Raw genomic sequence first — 14838 nt, 5'->3', positions numbered from 1 at the left:
GGTTACGGCCCCTGATCCCAGTGATACGGCACCACGAGCGGATTCACCGCGGTGTAGGGGCTGGGCAGCTGGCCGATGGTGCGGCCCCACTGCATCTCCAGCTCGGTGAGGTCACCCTCCCAACGGGTTCCGGTGAACACGCCCTGGTCCAACCGGCTCAGGGTCAGGTCGACCACCAGGGTCAGGTTGGCATAGTCACCGCGCATCCAGTTCGCCAGCGTCTCCTTGGGGAACGGGTAGGTGGTGAAGAAGCTCAACGACCGGGTCAGCGCGGGGCCGGCGTTGGCCAGCTGCTCCAGCGTCGGACCGAGTGTCTTCAGCTCGGCGACCAGCGACTCCTTGGTCTGGTTGGCCGAATCAGCCGCCAGCGCACTGAATTTGCCGAGTTGGGTGACCGCTTCGGCCAGCTGGTCGCGCTGATCGGCGAGCACCGCCACCGCGTCGGGCACCGTCTTCAATGCCCGGTCCACCACCGGCTTCTGCGCGGCGACCTGACCCACCAGGTCGTTCAGGCTGGACGCCGCGTTGATGATGTCGTCCTTCTGGTCGTTGGTGTTCGCGATGAAAATGTTCAGCTGATCGATGAGGCTGCGGAGGTCGGCTTCGCGCCCGGTGAAGGCCTGGCTGAATGCCGCGGTGATGTCCTGGACATTGCCCAAGCCACCACCGTTGAGCAGCAACGAGATCGCGGCCAACGTCTGCTCGGTGGTCGGGAAGGCGCCGCTGCTGGCCAGCGGGATCAACGAGCCGTCGTGCAACCGGCCCTGCGCCTCGGCGTCCTTGGGCGGAGAGAGTTCGATGTGCTGGGAACCCAGCAGGCTGGTCTGCCCGATCTTGGCTGTCGCGTTGGCCGGCAACACCACATCGGCATTGAGCTTCATGGTGACCAGTGCATGCCAGCCTTGCCGCTGGATGTCGGTGACGTTGCCGACGGTGACATCGCCGACCCGCACCCGCGAGTTGCGGTCCAGGTTGTCGACATCGGGCATCTCGGCCTTGATCGTGTAGGCGCCCGCGCCCTGCCCCTGCACGCCGGGCAGCGGTACGGAATTGAGCCCCTGCCAGGAGCATCCGCCCAGGACGAAGCAGGCAAGCAGCATCAGGAGACGCTTCATGACCCTCCCCCGCTGTGCACCATCAGCCCGGGCAGGCCGTCGGTCGGATTCGTCGCCGCTGCCGCTTCGGCCGGCAGCGGAGGCGCCGACGGATCCAGCACCGGAGGCGCCAAGATCGCGGGCGCGGGTCCCGGCGGCGGGATGTAGTCCGGCCGCATCCAATCCTCGCTGTAGGTGATCTCGTTGGGGCGCGCCTGCGCGCCGACCAACTGATTCAGCCCGATCGGCAGGAAGTTGTACTGGCGGTTTTTCACGATCGGCGCCAGGTACTGCACGCACAGCTTGGCAGATTGCTCGGCACCCATCCGTGAGGCCGCCTGAATTCCACCGCACAGGAACGAGATCGGGTCGGCGAAGTTGCTCAGTGCCGGCACTGCCGAGACGGCACCCGTGGCCGGTTGGTAGATGTTCACGTAGTTCTGGAAGGCCGACGGCGCGACATGCAGGAATTGCTTGACGTCGTCGAGGCTGTCGTTGAGCGTCTGCGTCACGCCGGCGAGTTTGTCCGACGTGGTGCCGAGGGCTTCCCGGTTGTCCGCGACGAATTTCTGCACCTGCCCGACGGTGTCGGACAGGTCCTTGACGGCGTTGCCCACCTCGTTCGGGCTGTCCGAGAGCAACCCCGTCACCGAGGCCAGGTTCTGATTGAGCTGGCGCATCACCGTGGTGCTGTCCTGCAGCGCCGACACCAGGATCGACAGGTTCTTCACCGTGCTGAAGATGTCGGTGCTGTGATCACCGAGCGCCGAGAATGCCTGGGACAGCTTGGTCAGCGCGTCCCGGATGCTCGAACCCTGCCCGCGCAGGTTGTCGGCGGTGGTGTTGATGAAGGCCCCGAGGGTGCTGACGCCGCCCGGCTCGGTCGGCTGCAGCGTTTCGGTCAAACGCTGCAACTGCTTACGGAAATCGTCGTACTCGACCGGAACCACGGTGCGCTCCCGGGGGATCACCGCGCCGTCTTTGAGCACCGGTCCACCCGAATACGCCGGGGTGAGCTGCACGGCCCGCGACGTCACCAGCATCGGGGACAGGATCGCGGCGTTCACCTCGGCGGGCACCTTGTAGCGGTTGTCGTAGTGCATGGAGATCTTGACGCGTTGCGGTTCGGGTTCGATCTTGTCGATCCGGCCCACCGGCACGCCGAGGATGACGACATCGTCGCCGACGTAGATGCCGTTGCTGTTCTCGAAGTAGGCGACGATGTTGGTCCGGTTGAGCGTGTCACTGGCGCGGGTCACCAGGTAGACACCGGCGACAAGCAGGATCACCAGCGCCACCGCAAGTCCGATCCGCGCGTTGCGCGGGTTGATCGCCGAGTTCATTGGCCGGCCCCCGGTTGTCCCGTCGCTGCGCCCGGCGCGGGTTCACCCGGGGCGGGTACCAGCACCGGACTGGGGAACGGCGTTGGCGTGGAGGCGATCCCGGGCGGGGCGATCGCCGGCGGTCCCGGCGGCGGTCCGCCGGGCGGCCCGGGCGGAATGGGCTCGCGGTACGGGTAGCAGCCGGTGGGCCCGGGCAACGGGAGTCCGGGCGGACCGCAACCCTGGTCGCCGGGGTTGCCGGTGATGGCGTCGGGCAGGTTCATCCGCGGCTCACCGCCTTGACCGGTGCGCGGGAACGGAATGGGCATCGCCGGGGTGCCGGGCTGGCCGAGCTGGGGATCGGTGCGCTGCGAGGGCAGCAGCGTGTTCCGGTCCAGCCCGAGGTCGGAGAACGCCGCGTCGACGAAGGGCTGCACGAACTGGCCCGGCAGCAGGTTGACGATGTAGGTCTTGAAGAACGGGCCCGAGCTCACCGACTCACCGAGCGACATCGCATAGGAGTTCAACAGCGGCAAGGCCTTACGCAGCCGGTCCTTGCGGTTGTCCAGGATGGTCAGCACGCCGTTCAGCTTGTCCAGCGCGGGCCGCAGGGTGGTGTTGTTCTCCGCGATGAAGCCCTGCAGCTGCCGGCTCAACGCCGAGATGTTGCCCGAAAGGCTGTCCAGCGCTGCGCTTTGGCTCTGCAGTTCGGCCAGCAGCGAATTGGTGTTGCGGACCAGGCCGACGATCTGATCGCTGCGTTCGGCCAGCACCGTGGTCGCGGTGTTGGCATTGGTCAGCAGGCCGCGCAGTTGGGCGTCGCGCTCGTTGAGGGTCTGGGAGAACCGGGCCACCCCCTCGACGGCCACCTTGAGTTCCGGCGGGGTGTCGGCGAAGGTCTCCGAGAGCACCCGCAGCGAATCCGAGAGCTGGTCGGTGTTCAGGCCGCTGACGGTCGCGGCCAGGTCGCCCAGCGCGTCCGGCAATTGGTATGCGGGCGTGGTGCGTTCGAGCGGGATGGTGGTGCCCAGGGTGCCCTCGCCGCGCGGCGACACCTCCAGGATCTTGGTGCCCAGCAGGCTCTTGGTCTTGACCGCGGCCTCGCTGCGCTCGCCGATGCGCACACCGTCGTCGATCTTGAACTTCACCAGTACCCGCTGGCCGTCCAGTTCGACGGCCGTGACATGTCCGACCCGCATGCCCGAAACCTGCACGGCGGCACCGTTACGCAGGCCACCGGCTTCGGCGAAGAACGCCGAGTAATTCTTGCCGCGGTCCAGCAACGGCAGCTTGTCGTAGTTCAGCGCGCCCAGCACCAGTGCGGCGATCAGCGCCAGGCCGATGGCGCCGACGATCAGCTGATTGCGTTCGGAGAAGGATTTCATCGCGGGGTGCACCGCCCGCTGTCCTGGCCGGCAGCCTTCACGTACACCGGCTGACCGCCCTTACCGTTGAGCTTGAGGATGATGTCGCACAGATAGAAACTGAAGAAGTCGCCGTAGATGCCTTGCCGCGCCAGGATCTGGTAGGAGTCCGGCAGCGTGTTCAGCAGATTGTCGAAGTAGTCGTGGTCGGCGACGACAATGCCTGCGGCGCGGTCGGTTTCATGCACCGTCTTGACCAGCGGCGGGCGGGCCTGCTCGAGCAGATCGGCGATGCTGCCCGCGGCGGCGCCGGCGTAGGCGACACCGTTGGCGATGTCGGAGCGCCGCTTGGCCAGGACGTCGAGCAGCTGTGCCAGGCCGTCGATGCCCTTGGCGAACTGCTTGTTCTGATCGCCGAGGGAGCCCATCACGGTGTTCAGGTTGACGATCACCTCACCGATCAGCTGGTCGCGGTCGGCCAGCGTGTTGGTCAGCGCCGAGGTCTGGCTCAGGAACGAGCCGATGGTCGCGCCCTGACCCTGCAGCGCACCTATCAGCTGGCCGCTCAAGGCATTCACCTGATTGGGGTCCAGCGCGCGGAACAGCGGACGGAAACCACCGATCAACGCGTCAAGGTCCAGTGCCGGCGAGGTGCGGGCCAGCGGGATGGTGTCACCGGGCTTGAGCTTCTTGGTGTCCCCGGCGCCCTCCTGCAGGGCCAGGTAGCGCCCGCCGATCAGGTCGTCGTAGCGGATCACCGCGCGGCTGCCCTGGGTCAGCACCACCGAGTCGTTGGCGGTGAACTCGGCCAGCACCGTGCCGTCGTCCTGGATCCGCATCGTGCCGACCTTGCCGACCTCGACACCGGCGATCCGCACGAAATCGCCTTCCTCCATGCCCGAGGCATTGGCGAACAACGCCTTGTAGCCATGAGTGGCCTCGCCGAATCGCAGCTGAGCGAAGATCGCGAACAGTCCGAAGACACCCAACAGGCAGACGGCCAGGAATATGGCGAGGCGCCAGATCGCGCCTACCAGATTGTCTTTCATGGCTCGTTCCTTCTAGATGCCTACTGAGATGCGGACTGACGGGAGCTACGGTGCGGGCGCGGCCTCCTCGGGGAGCGGTACCGGTGGCAGCGGTGTCGGCTGCACACCCGGGGCGGCGACGACGAACGGTTCCGAGCCAGGGGTGGCACCGGGATCACGCGGGGCGCCCGGCGGCGGGGCGGGCGGCAGGCCCGGCCACAGCGGGGTGCCGTCCGGTGCGTACAGCGGTGCACCGTAGGCGGGTGCCCCCGGGCCCGGGATCGGGCCGGGCGCCGGGCCACCGAATGTGTTGCGGATGCTCGGCGGTTCGGGCACCGCGCGGGTGACCGGAAGGTAGTTGCCGTACATCGGGAACGCGATACCCGGGTTGGGCCGCCAGTCCAGGCCGGTGCCGAAGCCGGTGTTGGTGATGAGCTGGCGCACCGGCCAGTTCTGGTCGACGATCGGCAGCGAACCGCAGCTCGGCTTACCGCCGGGGCCACCCTTGGCGCCGACGACGGGCAGGTTCTGCGGGTACTTGTACGGATCGTTGCCCGGCCGGATACCGGCGTCCAGGATGAACGACTTGCCGTTACCGCCGGTGGCCTCGTAACCGCCGTGCTCCAGCAGGTATTTCGCTCCGATCAGCATGCAGGTGTACTCGGGGTCGTATTTGGAGAGCAGGTCGGTGGTGGGCCGCAGCGTGTTGATCGCCTTGATCAGGTTGGCCTGGTTGGGCGCCAGCAGCTCGATGCCCTTGTTGGACAACCCGGTGGTGGCCAACAACAGTGCGTCCAGCTGCTGGGCGTGGCTGGAAATGGTGACCGCGGTGGTGCTGGCCGCATTCAGGGTGGACAGGATGTCCTGTGCCGCACCGCTGTAGGCATCGCTGAAGCCTTGCAGCGACTGCCAGTCCGCGCGGATGGTCTCGCTGCGCGGGTTGATCGCCAGCAGTACCTGGTTGGCGTCGGTGGTGGCCTGGCCGATGCGCTCACCCTGGCCGCGCACGCCCTCGGCAAGCGCCGAGAGCACCGCGTTGAGTTTGGCGGTGTCGATCCTGTCCAGCACGCCGACCAGATTCTGGAAGACGGTGTTCACCTCGACGGTGACGTTCTGCGACGTGAGCACCTGCCCGGATTTCAGCCGCGCCGCGCTGGGCTGGTCGGGATACACCAGGTCGACGAATTTGGCACCGAAGATGGTGGTGGCCCGGATCCTGGCCTCCACATTGGCCGGGATGTACCGGATCTGGTCGGGATCGATGTCCAGGCGCAGTGCCACCGGCGCCGCGCTCTCGCTGTCGCCGCCGGTGATGGCCACCACCTTGCCCACCTGCACGCCACGCATCTTCACCTTGGCGTTGGTCTCCATGACCAGACCCGACCGATCCGAGGTCAGGGTGACCGGCACGGAGGATTTCAGGCTGCCGGTGAACAACGAGTAGGACAGCCACACCGAGGCGGCCATGAACAGCACCAGGATCAGCGTCCACCAGCCGGGCGCCAGACCTTTGTCGCGAGAGAAGTGGTCCATGTGCGTCAACCGGCCAGGTTGAAGTTGCCCGATTGCCCGTACACGGCCAGCGAGATCATCACCACGACGAACGCCGAGATGACCAGCGAGGTGCGCACCGCGCGGCCCACCGCCTCGCCGACGCCGGCCGGCCCGCCGCTGGCGGTGAAGCCGTAATAGGTGTGCACCAGCATGATCACGATGGCCATGGCGATCGACTGGACGAACGACCAAATCAGGTCGACGGGGTTGAGGAACGTGTCGAAGTAGTGGTCATAGACGCCGATGGACTGGCCGTAGATGGCGGTGGTGCCGAGTTTGGCGGCCCAGAACGACATCAGCACGCCGACGCAGTACAGCGGGATCACCACCACCACACCGGCGATCACCCGGGTGGACGCCAGGTAGGCGATGCTGCGGATGCCGATGACCTCGAGGGCGTCGATCTCCTCGTTGATGCGCATGGCGCCCAGCTGTGCGGTGGCGCCGGCGCCGATGGTGGCCGACAACGCCACGGCGGTGGTGCCCGGCGCGATGAGTCGGACGTTGAAGAAGGCCGACGCGAAACCGGTCAGCGCCTCGACGCCGATCTCGGCGAACTGGTTGTAGCCCTGCACGGCGACCAGCGCGCCGGTGCTGACGGTGAGGAAGCCGACGATGGCCACGGTGCCGCCGATGATCGCCAATGCACCCGTGCCGAGGCCCATTTGGGCGATAAGCCGGATCAGTTCCTTGGGGTAGTTGATGAAGACATCGGGGATCGAACGCAGGGTGCGGCCGAAGAACTTGGTCTGTATCCCCACCTGGTTCCAGCTGCCGACGACACCGTCGAAAGACCGGCGGACCCGGTGGCCCAACGCGCCACTCACATCGTGGCCTTCACACCGACCGCCGTCGCGACGACATTGATCGCGAACAGCGTCATGAACGTGAACACCACCGTCTCGTTCACCGCGTTGCCGACGCCGGCGGGCCCACCGCCCACCGAAATACCCTTGTAGCAGGCGATCAGGCCGGCCGCGAGCCCGAACAGCGCGGCCTTGGCCAGCGCGATCACCACGTCGGCGGGGCCGGTGACCAGGGTCAGGCCCGCGACGAACGCGCCGGGCGACACGTGCTGGATGTACACGCAGAAGAAGTAGGCACCCGTCAGGCCCACCAGCACCACGGTCGCCGACAGTGCCAGCGATACCGTCGTGGCCGCGAGCACGCGCGGAATCACCAGGGCCTGAATCGGATTGATACCCATGACGCGCAGGGCGTCCAATTCGTCACGGATCGTCCGGGCCCCCAGGTCGGCACACATCGCGGTGGCTCCGGCGCCGGCGATCACCAACACCGTGACGATGGGGCCGATCTGGCTGACGGTGCCCAGCGCCGCGCCGGTCCCGGAGAAGTCGGCCGCGCCGAACTCGGTGAGCAGGATGTTGAACGTGAAGGTCAGCAGCACCGTGTACGGGATGGTGAGCATCAGCGTCGGCAGGATGGACACCCGCGCCACGAACCAGGACTGCAGGATGAATTCCCGCCAGGCAAACGGCGGTCGCCACATCAGGACGAAGACGTCCAGGGTCATCGAGAAGAAGCCGCCGAACGCGCGGACGGGTTTGGCAACGACGGCAGGCACCGCATCGGAGGAGGCCATTAACGAGACCGCCCTGACCTGTACCTCTTCCGCATTACCTGGTATTTCCCTTCCACCACGCCCCGACGATGCCGCTGTCACACGAATCTGACCACAGGCATCACCATGGACGGGCAAGAACGTACATAACGATTTTCCCGCCAGCAACATCTACGCCGGGACGGCGCCGTCCGCACCCGGGTGAAGAAATTCGGTGCACCACGTATCAGAATTTGCCAGCGCCGAGCGCCCTCATCGAGAAACTGACCACTCGCCGCTTGGCGACCTCGATGGCGATCGGGTCGGCAATGGCGGGCCCGGTCAGCTCGCGGCTCACCAACGCACTGATCGCCACCGCGTCACTATCGGGCTCGGCCAGCGGAAACGACCCGTCCTCGACACCTCGCCGGAGGATCTCGGCCAGCGAACGTTCCCGATCGGCACGCGCGAGTTCACGGGCCCGCGGGTAACCTCTGGCCGCCCGCATCTCTTCGGATTCCATCACCGGAAGGTAGCTGGACAGCAGCGGTTCGGAAGCCAGCGCAAACATCTGTTCAATCCACGCCCGGACCTGCTCCGCCGGCGTGCCGGGCCGGCGGGCGATCTCGTCGAGCCATTCGGCCAGCGTCGCCGTCAAGTTCTGCAACATTGCCAGGAACAGGTCGTCCTTGGAGCCGAAATGCCGGTAGAACGCGCGGCTGGACACCCCCGCCCTGGCCAGGATCGCCGCCACCGGAACCGGGCCCTCGTGCGGATCCAACAGGCACTCGTAGGTGGCCCCGATGATGCGGCCGCGTTCGTCGTCCCCACCGGGACGGCGCGGCCCGACATCGCGAGGATCATCGGGCGGCACAACGCGAGATTGTAGGGACGCCGGCACGGCTGGACCGCCGATTTGTCGAATCGGGCCGCTGGGTAACGTGATCGGCGGGGTCGGCGAGAGGATGCCCGTGAGCACAGCAGACAGCACACCACAGACGGTGACCTTCCGCGGCGTCGACGACCTCGCCCTGGTCGGCGACGTTTGGAACAAGGCGATCACCGCCGACCTCGCGCCCGAGATTCCCAGCGTGCTGCTGCTGCACGGCGGCGGCCAGAACCGGCACTCATGGAAGAACACCGGGCAGATCCTGGCCGGTCGCGGCATGCACGTCGTCGCGCTGGACAGCCGCGGCCACGGTGACAGCGACCGCTCCCCCACCGCCAACTACGCCGTCGAGACCCTGTGCGCCGACACCCTGCAGGTGCTGTATCAGATCGGCCGGCCCACGGTGCTGATCGGCGCCAGCATGGGTGGGCTGACCGGCATCCTGGCCGCCCACGAGGCCGGGCCGCAGCTGGTGACCAAGCTGGTGCTGGTCGACGTGGTGCCGCGGTTCGAGAAGGACGGCAGCGCCCGCATCCGCGATTTCATGTTCAACCACGTGCACGGTTTCGACTCACTAGAGCAGGCCGCCGACGCCGTGGCCGAATATCTGCCGCACCGCCCGAAACCGCGCAGCGCCGAAGGACTGAAGAAGAATCTGCGCCTGCGCGACGGCCGGTGGTACTGGCACTGGGACCCGGCGTTTCTCACCAAGCCCGGCGACGACCCGTTCACCCGGGTGGACAAGCTGGAACAGGCCGCGATGAACCTCACCGTGCCGATCCTGCTGATCCGCGGCAGGCTTTCCGACGTGGTGTCCGAGGAAGGCGTGCGCGACTTCCTGGAGAAGGTGCCCGCGGCCGAGTTCGCCGAGTTGTCCCACGCCGGGCACACTGCCGCCGGGGATGACAACGACGCGTTCACCGACGTGGTTGTCGAATTCGTCAGCCGATGAGCGCAACGACCCGGGGCTTCAACTTCCTCGAACAGCCCGCGCTGCCCGGCCCCCAGGTGTCCGCGGCGCAGGCCCAGGAGCTGCTGGGCACCCACTTCGGCGTCCGCGGCCAGGTGAAACTCCTTGGCAGTCAACAAGACTGCAATTTCCTGGTGTACGAGGACGGCGAACCGGTCGCGGTGCTCAAGATCGCCAATCCGGCGTTCTCGGTCGACGAACTGGAAGCCCAGGACGCCGCCGCCGCGCGTATCGCGCAGGCCCATCCCGCCCTGCGGGTCGCCACCCCGATGGCCACGGTGACCGGCCAGAGGTACGCCACCGCAACCGGACTCGGCGACGCGCCGGCCTACGCCCGGCTGCTTCCGTTCCTGGCCGGCGGCGCGCTGGCCGAGTCCGGATATCTGGCGCCGCCGGTGGTCGCGGCGATGGGCGACCTCGCCGGCCGGGTCAGCCTGGCGCTGGCCGGCTTCAGCCACCCCGGCCTGGACCGTGCCCTGCAGTGGGATCCGCGGTTCGGCAATGCCGTGGTGGGCGAACTCGTCTCGCACCTGCCGGCCCACGCGGACCGGATCTCGGCCGTCACGGCCGACGCCTGGGCCAGGATCGAGCCACTGGCCGCCGACCTGCCCCGCCAAGCCGTCCACCTGGACCTGACCGACGCCAATGTGGTGGCCGGCAGCTCAGGCCTGCCGGACGGAGTCATCGATTTCGGCGACCTGTCGGACACCTGGGCGGTGTCCGAGCCTGCCATCGCGCTGTCCTCGGTGCTGGGCCACCCCGGTACCGATCCGGCCTCGATCCTGCCCGGCGTCAAGGCCTTTCACGCGGTCCGCCCGCTGTCGGCAGCCGAGGCGCACGCACTGTGGCCGCTGTTGGTGCTGCGCACCGTGGTACTGCTGGTCAGCGGGGCGCAGCAGGCGGTACTCGACCCGGAGAACGCCTACGTCACCGAACAATCCGACGCCGAATGGCGGATGTTCGAGCAGGCCACCTCGGTGCCACTGGATGTGATGACGGCGTTGATCACCGCGGAGCTCGGGTTGGCCGCCGAACCATCCGAGGTGGCGGTCGAGAACCGGCTGATATCCGACCTGAACCCCGACTTGGTTGTGGCCCTGGATCTTTCGGACACTCGCGAAGACGCCGGCGCGCTGGCCGACACCGCCGTGCGCGACGGCGCGACGCTGGTCGTCACCCGGTTCGGGCAGCCGCAGTGCGCGCTCGCCCCGCTGCTCAGCCACGACAGCCCCGAGGTCATCGAGACCGGGATCGGCCTGTGGCCCGCGGCGGCCACCAGGGTGCTCGCGCCGTGGGACGCCGAAGTGACCGACCGTGCCGACGACCGGATCACGCTGCGCGGGCTGGACTTCGAACTGACCCTGACGGGTGTCGAAGCCGGCGCGGCGCCCGGACACGTGCACGCCGGGGAACATCTCGGTGTGCTCGCTGCCGGGCAGTGGGCCGTGCTGTCGGTACGCCCGGCCGGGGCGCCGGTGGCGCCTCGGTTCGTCCGCGCCGAATTGGCGCCGGGCTGGCTGGCGCTGGCCCGTGATCCCCGCGCAGTGCTGGGGCTGGATCCGCTGCCCGCACCCGAACCGGTGCGGGATCTGCTGGCCCGCCGCGATGGCAGCTTCGCCAAAGTGCAGGAACGGTACTACCGCACACCCCCGCATATCGAACGCGGGCAGCGGCATTACCTGATGTCGACCGCGGGCCGGGTGTACCTGGACATGGTCAACAACGTCACCGTGCTCGGCCACGCGCATCCCCGGGTGGCCGAGGCGGCGGCCAGACAGCTCGGCCGGCTCAACACCAATTCTCGGTTCAACTACCAGGCGGTCGTCGAGTTCAGCGAGCGGATCGCCGCCACCCTGCCCGAATCGCTGGACACCGTCTTCATGGTGAATTCCGGTTCGGAGGCAAGCGATCTGGCGCTCCGCCTGGCGATGGCCGCCACCGGGCGCCGGGACGTGGTGGCCGTTCGCGAGGCGTATCACGGTTGGACCTACGCCACCGACGCGGTGTCGACGTCCACCGCGGACAACCCGAATGCGCTGTCCACCCGCCCGGACTGGGTGCACACGGTGGAGTCGCCCAACAGTTTTCGCGGCAAGTACCGCGGCGCGCAGGCGTCGCGATATGCGGTGGATGCGGTCGCCCAGATCGAGCAGATGACGGCGGCGGGCCGTCCGCCCGCCGGTTTCATCTGCGAGCCGGTCTACGGCAATGCCGGCGGGATGGCGCTACCCGAGGGCTACCTGCGGCAGGTGTACGCGGCGGTGCGCGCCGCCGGCGGGCTGGCCATCGCCGATGAGGTGCAGGTCGGTTACGGCCGGCTCGGCCACTGGTTCTGGGGATTTCACGAGCAGCAGGTGGTGCCCGACATCGTGTCGGTGGCCAAGGCCACCGGTAACGGTTATCCGCTGGGCGTGGTGATCACCAGCCGCGCCGTGGCCGACGCCTTCCGGACCCAGGGTTACTTCTTCTCCTCGACCGGCGGCAGCCCGCTGTCGAGCACCATCGGCATCACCGTGCTGGACGTGCTGCGCGACGAGGGGTTGCAGGACAACGCCCTGCGGGTGGGCACGCATCTGAAGACGCGGCTACTGGGACTGCGCGAAAAGCATCCATTGATCGGCACGGTGCACGGCATGGGCCTGTATCTGGGTGTGGAGATGGTCCGCGATACCGAGACGCTGGAGCCGGCCACCGCCGAAACGATGGCGATCTGCGAGCGCATGCTCGAACTCGGTGTGATCATCCAGCCCACCGGCGACCACCAGAACATCCTCAAGACCAAGCCGCCGCTGTGTATCGATGTCGAGGGAGCCGACTTCTACGTCGACACCCTCGACCGGGTGCTCACCGAAGGCTGGTGACGGTCCCGTTGGCCTCGGCGAGCCGCTGGTGCAGGCGGGCCCGGATATCGTCGGGCGTGTACGCCTTGCGCTTGCGCTGATCGCGCGCCACCAGCACCCCACCGGCCACTACACCGGCGACACCGGCCAACCCGACCCACTTCCAGACGCTTCGCATGCAGTGATTGTGCATAAGCTGCCCGAGTGAACGCACACACGGTGTCGCTGAACCAGGCGCTGCAGGAATCCCGCACCGGCGATATCTGGTTGTTCCGGGGCGACTCCGGCCCCGACCGGGCCATCCAGACACTGACCAACGCGCCGGTGAACCACGTCGGGATGACGGTGGCCATCGACGATCTGCCGCCGCTGATCTGGCACGCCGAACTCGGTCAGAAGCTCCAGGATCTGTGGACCGGAACCCACCACCGCGGGGTGCAGCTGAACGACGCGCGCGAGGTCGTCGAGCAGTGGGTGCACGGCTACGGGCAGCGCTGCTGGTTGCGTCAAATCTCCCCGTACGCGTCGCGGGAGCAGGAGGACCAGATGCTGCGGGTGATCGCCAGGATGAACGGCACCGCGTTTCCGACCACGGCCCGGCTGACCGGACGGTGGCTGCGTGGCCGGCTGCCCATCCTCAGCGATTTCACCAGAGGGTTGCCGTTCGTGCACAAGAAGGTGCGCGAGTCGGCCGAGCGGAGCAAATCGCACCGGCGGGCGGTCGGCGTGGAGACCGCGTACTGCGCCGAGACCGTCGCCATCACCTACGAGGAGATGGGTCTGTTGCGTACCGAGAAGCGCGAGAATTACTTCGACCCGGGCAAGTTCTGGAGCGGGGACACGCTGTCACTGGCTCCCGGCTACGCCCTTGGCGCGGAGATCCGGGTGGCCGTCGACCCGCCGGCATGACCGGTGGCACGGCTCGGGTACCCGCTCAGCGGGCCGGCAGTGTTGCCAGAAATGCCCCGGTGTCCCGCGCGATCTCCGGTGACCGGGTGTGATGCAGGTAGTGGTCGCCGTCCAGGGTGATCACCCGGCCGTTGTCGACGCCGGCTGCCTGTCGCTCGTGCAGTGCGCCCCAGCCGGCCACATCGGTGTCGTTCGACCGGACGAACAGCAGCACCGGCAGATCCCTCGGGAACGTCATGCCGCCGACCGCGGCGAAGTTCGCCGACACGTTGTCCATCTCGTTCACCAGCGTCGGTGCCGCCGCGTTCTTCGCGCTCAGCAGCGCCAGCTGCGCCCTGGTCGACTCGTCATAGGGAAGCCCGGCGTAGGGATCCCCGGCGATCCAGCGGAGCAGGCGGGTGATGCCCAGGTCCCGTAGGGCGACCATGCCCGCGGTGGGTACCGGGTCATTCCAGCCGGGCTGGCCGGGCACACTGCTGTCGATACCGACGAACGCGATGAGCTCGTCGGCGTAGGTGGCGCTGTAGGCCAGCGCGTAGATGCCCGCGATCGAGTGGCCCATCAGCACATAGCGTTCGATGCCCAGGTACCGAAGTGCCTGGTGCACCTCCGCGGTGATGTTCGCGGCGGTGCGCTCGGTGTCGGTCTGGTCGCTGAGGCCGGTGCCGAAGGGTTCGACCGCGACGACGCGATGGTCGGCCGAGAGCGCCTTGATCAGCGGCTGGAAATCCAGCGCGGGCGCGGCCGTGCCCAGCCCGGGCAGCAGCACGATGGTGTCGCGGCCCCCGCCACTGACCACCACGTTCATCAACTTGCCGTCGACCGGCACGAACTGGCCGTACGGGGCGACTTCGGAGGCTTCCGATCTCGTCACGACGGCATTGACGGTGGCGGTCGTCGCCAGCACCAGCACCGGGGTCGCCACCAGGACTGCCACCGCGGTGAGGGCCACGCGGAGCAGCTTCGGCATGGACACCTGTCTCAGATCGGTGGGGTCGGGCTCCCGCGGTGCGGACGCCCCTGGCATAACGGCGCCCATCGATGCGTTACATCAAGCAGACCGGACCGTCGATACTACCCCCCGAGGTCGACGGTTCGGTCTCTGAATTTCGTTGACCACCAAGGCCTTTAAGTAAGGGCCCAGAGTGACCGCGGTCACGACCTGCCGTGCGGCCAGCGCCGGCCGGATAACACTGCACGCATGGCCGGCGATAGAGCATGCGTAACGCGTTCTTGGGATCGGTAGCGGTGTCCGGGGCGCGTACTGGACGCGACAACGCGTCCGGATGCCGGCGCCTCACGGAGGG

Annotated in this window: 13 protein-coding genes; 3 read left to right on the top strand and 10 right to left on the bottom strand. The window is 67.6% G+C overall.

Features of this window, described 5'->3' with window-relative positions; translation table 11 throughout:
• Positions 1–2: 2 nt before the first annotated feature.
• The 8 genes from ACXPWS_RS06410 to ACXPWS_RS06375 form a co-directional block, all read right to left on the bottom strand.
• Entirely contained in the window at positions 3–1115 is a 1113-nt protein-coding gene (locus ACXPWS_RS06410; protein ID WP_458711646.1) for an MCE family protein, read from the bottom strand.
• Entirely contained in the window at positions 1112–2437 is a 1326-nt protein-coding gene (locus tag ACXPWS_RS06405) for an MCE family protein (protein ID WP_458711645.1), read from the bottom strand. Before ACXPWS_RS06405 ends, ACXPWS_RS06410 begins: the two co-directional genes overlap by 4 nt.
• Positions 2434–3801, bottom strand: a complete 1368-nt coding sequence (locus tag ACXPWS_RS06400) for an MCE family protein (protein ID WP_458711644.1) — start codon at positions 3799–3801, stop codon at positions 2434–2436. Before ACXPWS_RS06400 ends, ACXPWS_RS06405 begins: the two co-directional genes overlap by 4 nt.
• A complete protein-coding gene (locus ACXPWS_RS06395; RefSeq protein WP_458711643.1) occupies positions 3798–4829 on the bottom strand; it encodes an MCE family protein in 1032 nt (343 codons plus the stop codon). Before ACXPWS_RS06395 ends, ACXPWS_RS06400 begins: the two co-directional genes overlap by 4 nt.
• 45 nt (positions 4830–4874) lie before the next feature.
• Entirely contained in the window at positions 4875–6341 is a 1467-nt protein-coding gene (locus ACXPWS_RS06390; RefSeq protein ID WP_458711642.1) for an MCE family protein, read from the bottom strand.
• Between the two features lie 5 nt (positions 6342–6346).
• Positions 6347–7189 (bottom strand): ABC transporter permease, encoded by an 843-nt coding sequence (locus ACXPWS_RS06385; protein WP_458711641.1) that lies wholly within the window; start codon positions 7187–7189, stop codon positions 6347–6349.
• The gene (locus ACXPWS_RS06380) at positions 7186–7965 is read right to left on the bottom strand and encodes an MlaE family ABC transporter permease (RefSeq protein WP_458711640.1); all 780 of its coding nucleotides are present in this window, start codon (positions 7963–7965) and stop codon (positions 7186–7188) included. Before ACXPWS_RS06380 ends, ACXPWS_RS06385 begins: the two co-directional genes overlap by 4 nt.
• A 205-nt stretch (positions 7966–8170) precedes the next feature.
• Positions 8171–8797, bottom strand: coding sequence for a TetR/AcrR family transcriptional regulator (locus tag ACXPWS_RS06375; protein ID WP_458711639.1), 627 nt, complete (start codon positions 8795–8797; stop codon positions 8171–8173).
• A 97-nt stretch (positions 8798–8894) separates the two neighbouring features.
• Here ACXPWS_RS06375 and ACXPWS_RS06370 point away from each other — a divergent pair, with 97 nt between their 5' ends.
• Both ACXPWS_RS06370 and ACXPWS_RS06365 read left to right on the top strand, forming a co-directional pair.
• Positions 8895–9764, top strand: a complete 870-nt coding sequence (locus tag ACXPWS_RS06370; RefSeq protein ID WP_458711638.1) for an alpha/beta fold hydrolase — start codon at positions 8895–8897, stop codon at positions 9762–9764.
• Positions 9761–12643: an aminotransferase gene (locus ACXPWS_RS06365; protein WP_458711637.1), complete on the top strand. Its 2883-nt coding sequence runs from the start codon at positions 9761–9763 to the stop codon at positions 12641–12643. The genes ACXPWS_RS06370 and ACXPWS_RS06365 overlap by 4 nt, the downstream gene beginning before the upstream one ends.
• Here ACXPWS_RS06365 and ACXPWS_RS06360 read toward each other — a convergent pair.
• Positions 12627–12800 (bottom strand): hypothetical protein, encoded by a 174-nt coding sequence (locus ACXPWS_RS06360; protein WP_458711636.1) that lies wholly within the window; start codon positions 12798–12800, stop codon positions 12627–12629. The two genes, ACXPWS_RS06365 and ACXPWS_RS06360, sit on opposite strands and share 17 nt — an antisense overlap.
• 26 nt (positions 12801–12826) lie before the next feature.
• Between ACXPWS_RS06360 and ACXPWS_RS06355 the strand changes: the two genes are divergently transcribed.
• Positions 12827–13531 carry a guanylate cyclase gene (locus ACXPWS_RS06355; RefSeq protein ID WP_458711635.1) on the top strand — a complete coding sequence of 235 codons (705 nt, stop codon included), beginning with the start codon at positions 12827–12829 and terminating at the stop codon, positions 13529–13531.
• 25 nt (positions 13532–13556) lie between these two features.
• On the opposite strand, the gene ACXPWS_RS06350 is transcribed toward ACXPWS_RS06355, so the two are convergent.
• Positions 13557–14501, bottom strand: coding sequence for an alpha/beta fold hydrolase (locus ACXPWS_RS06350; protein WP_458711634.1), 945 nt, complete (start codon positions 14499–14501; stop codon positions 13557–13559).
• Positions 14502–14838 lie beyond the last annotated feature (337 nt).

This window comes from Mycobacterium sp. BMJ-28, assembly GCF_054404835.1.
Note: the sequence above shows the minus strand (reverse complement) of the source record. Positions and strands in the feature narration are given on the sequence as shown.

Excerpts from the sequence above, each read along its gene's own strand:
- ACXPWS_RS06380 (WP_458711640.1), bottom strand. The coding sequence starts at position 7,965 with ATGGCCTCCTCCGATGCGGTGCCTGCCGTCGTTGCCAAACCCGTCCGC.
- ACXPWS_RS06360 (WP_458711636.1), bottom strand. The coding sequence starts at position 12,800 with ATGCGAAGCGTCTGGAAGTGGGTCGGGTTGGCCGGTGTCGCCGGTGTA.
- ACXPWS_RS06365 (WP_458711637.1), top strand. The coding sequence starts at position 9,761 with ATGAGCGCAACGACCCGGGGCTTCAACTTCCTCGAACAGCCCGCGCTG.
- ACXPWS_RS06400 (WP_458711644.1), bottom strand. The coding sequence starts at position 3,801 with ATGAAATCCTTCTCCGAACGCAATCAGCTGATCGTCGGCGCCATCGGC.
- ACXPWS_RS06395 (WP_458711643.1), bottom strand. The coding sequence starts at position 4,829 with ATGAAAGACAATCTGGTAGGCGCGATCTGGCGCCTCGCCATATTCCTG.
- ACXPWS_RS06410 (WP_458711646.1), bottom strand. The coding sequence starts at position 1,115 with ATGAAGCGTCTCCTGATGCTGCTTGCCTGCTTCGTCCTGGGCGGATGC.
- ACXPWS_RS06405 (WP_458711645.1), bottom strand. The coding sequence starts at position 2,437 with ATGAACTCGGCGATCAACCCGCGCAACGCGCGGATCGGACTTGCGGTG.
- ACXPWS_RS06350 (WP_458711634.1), bottom strand. The coding sequence starts at position 14,501 with ATGCCGAAGCTGCTCCGCGTGGCCCTCACCGCGGTGGCAGTCCTGGTG.
- ACXPWS_RS06390 (WP_458711642.1), bottom strand. The coding sequence starts at position 6,341 with ATGGACCACTTCTCTCGCGACAAAGGTCTGGCGCCCGGCTGGTGGACG.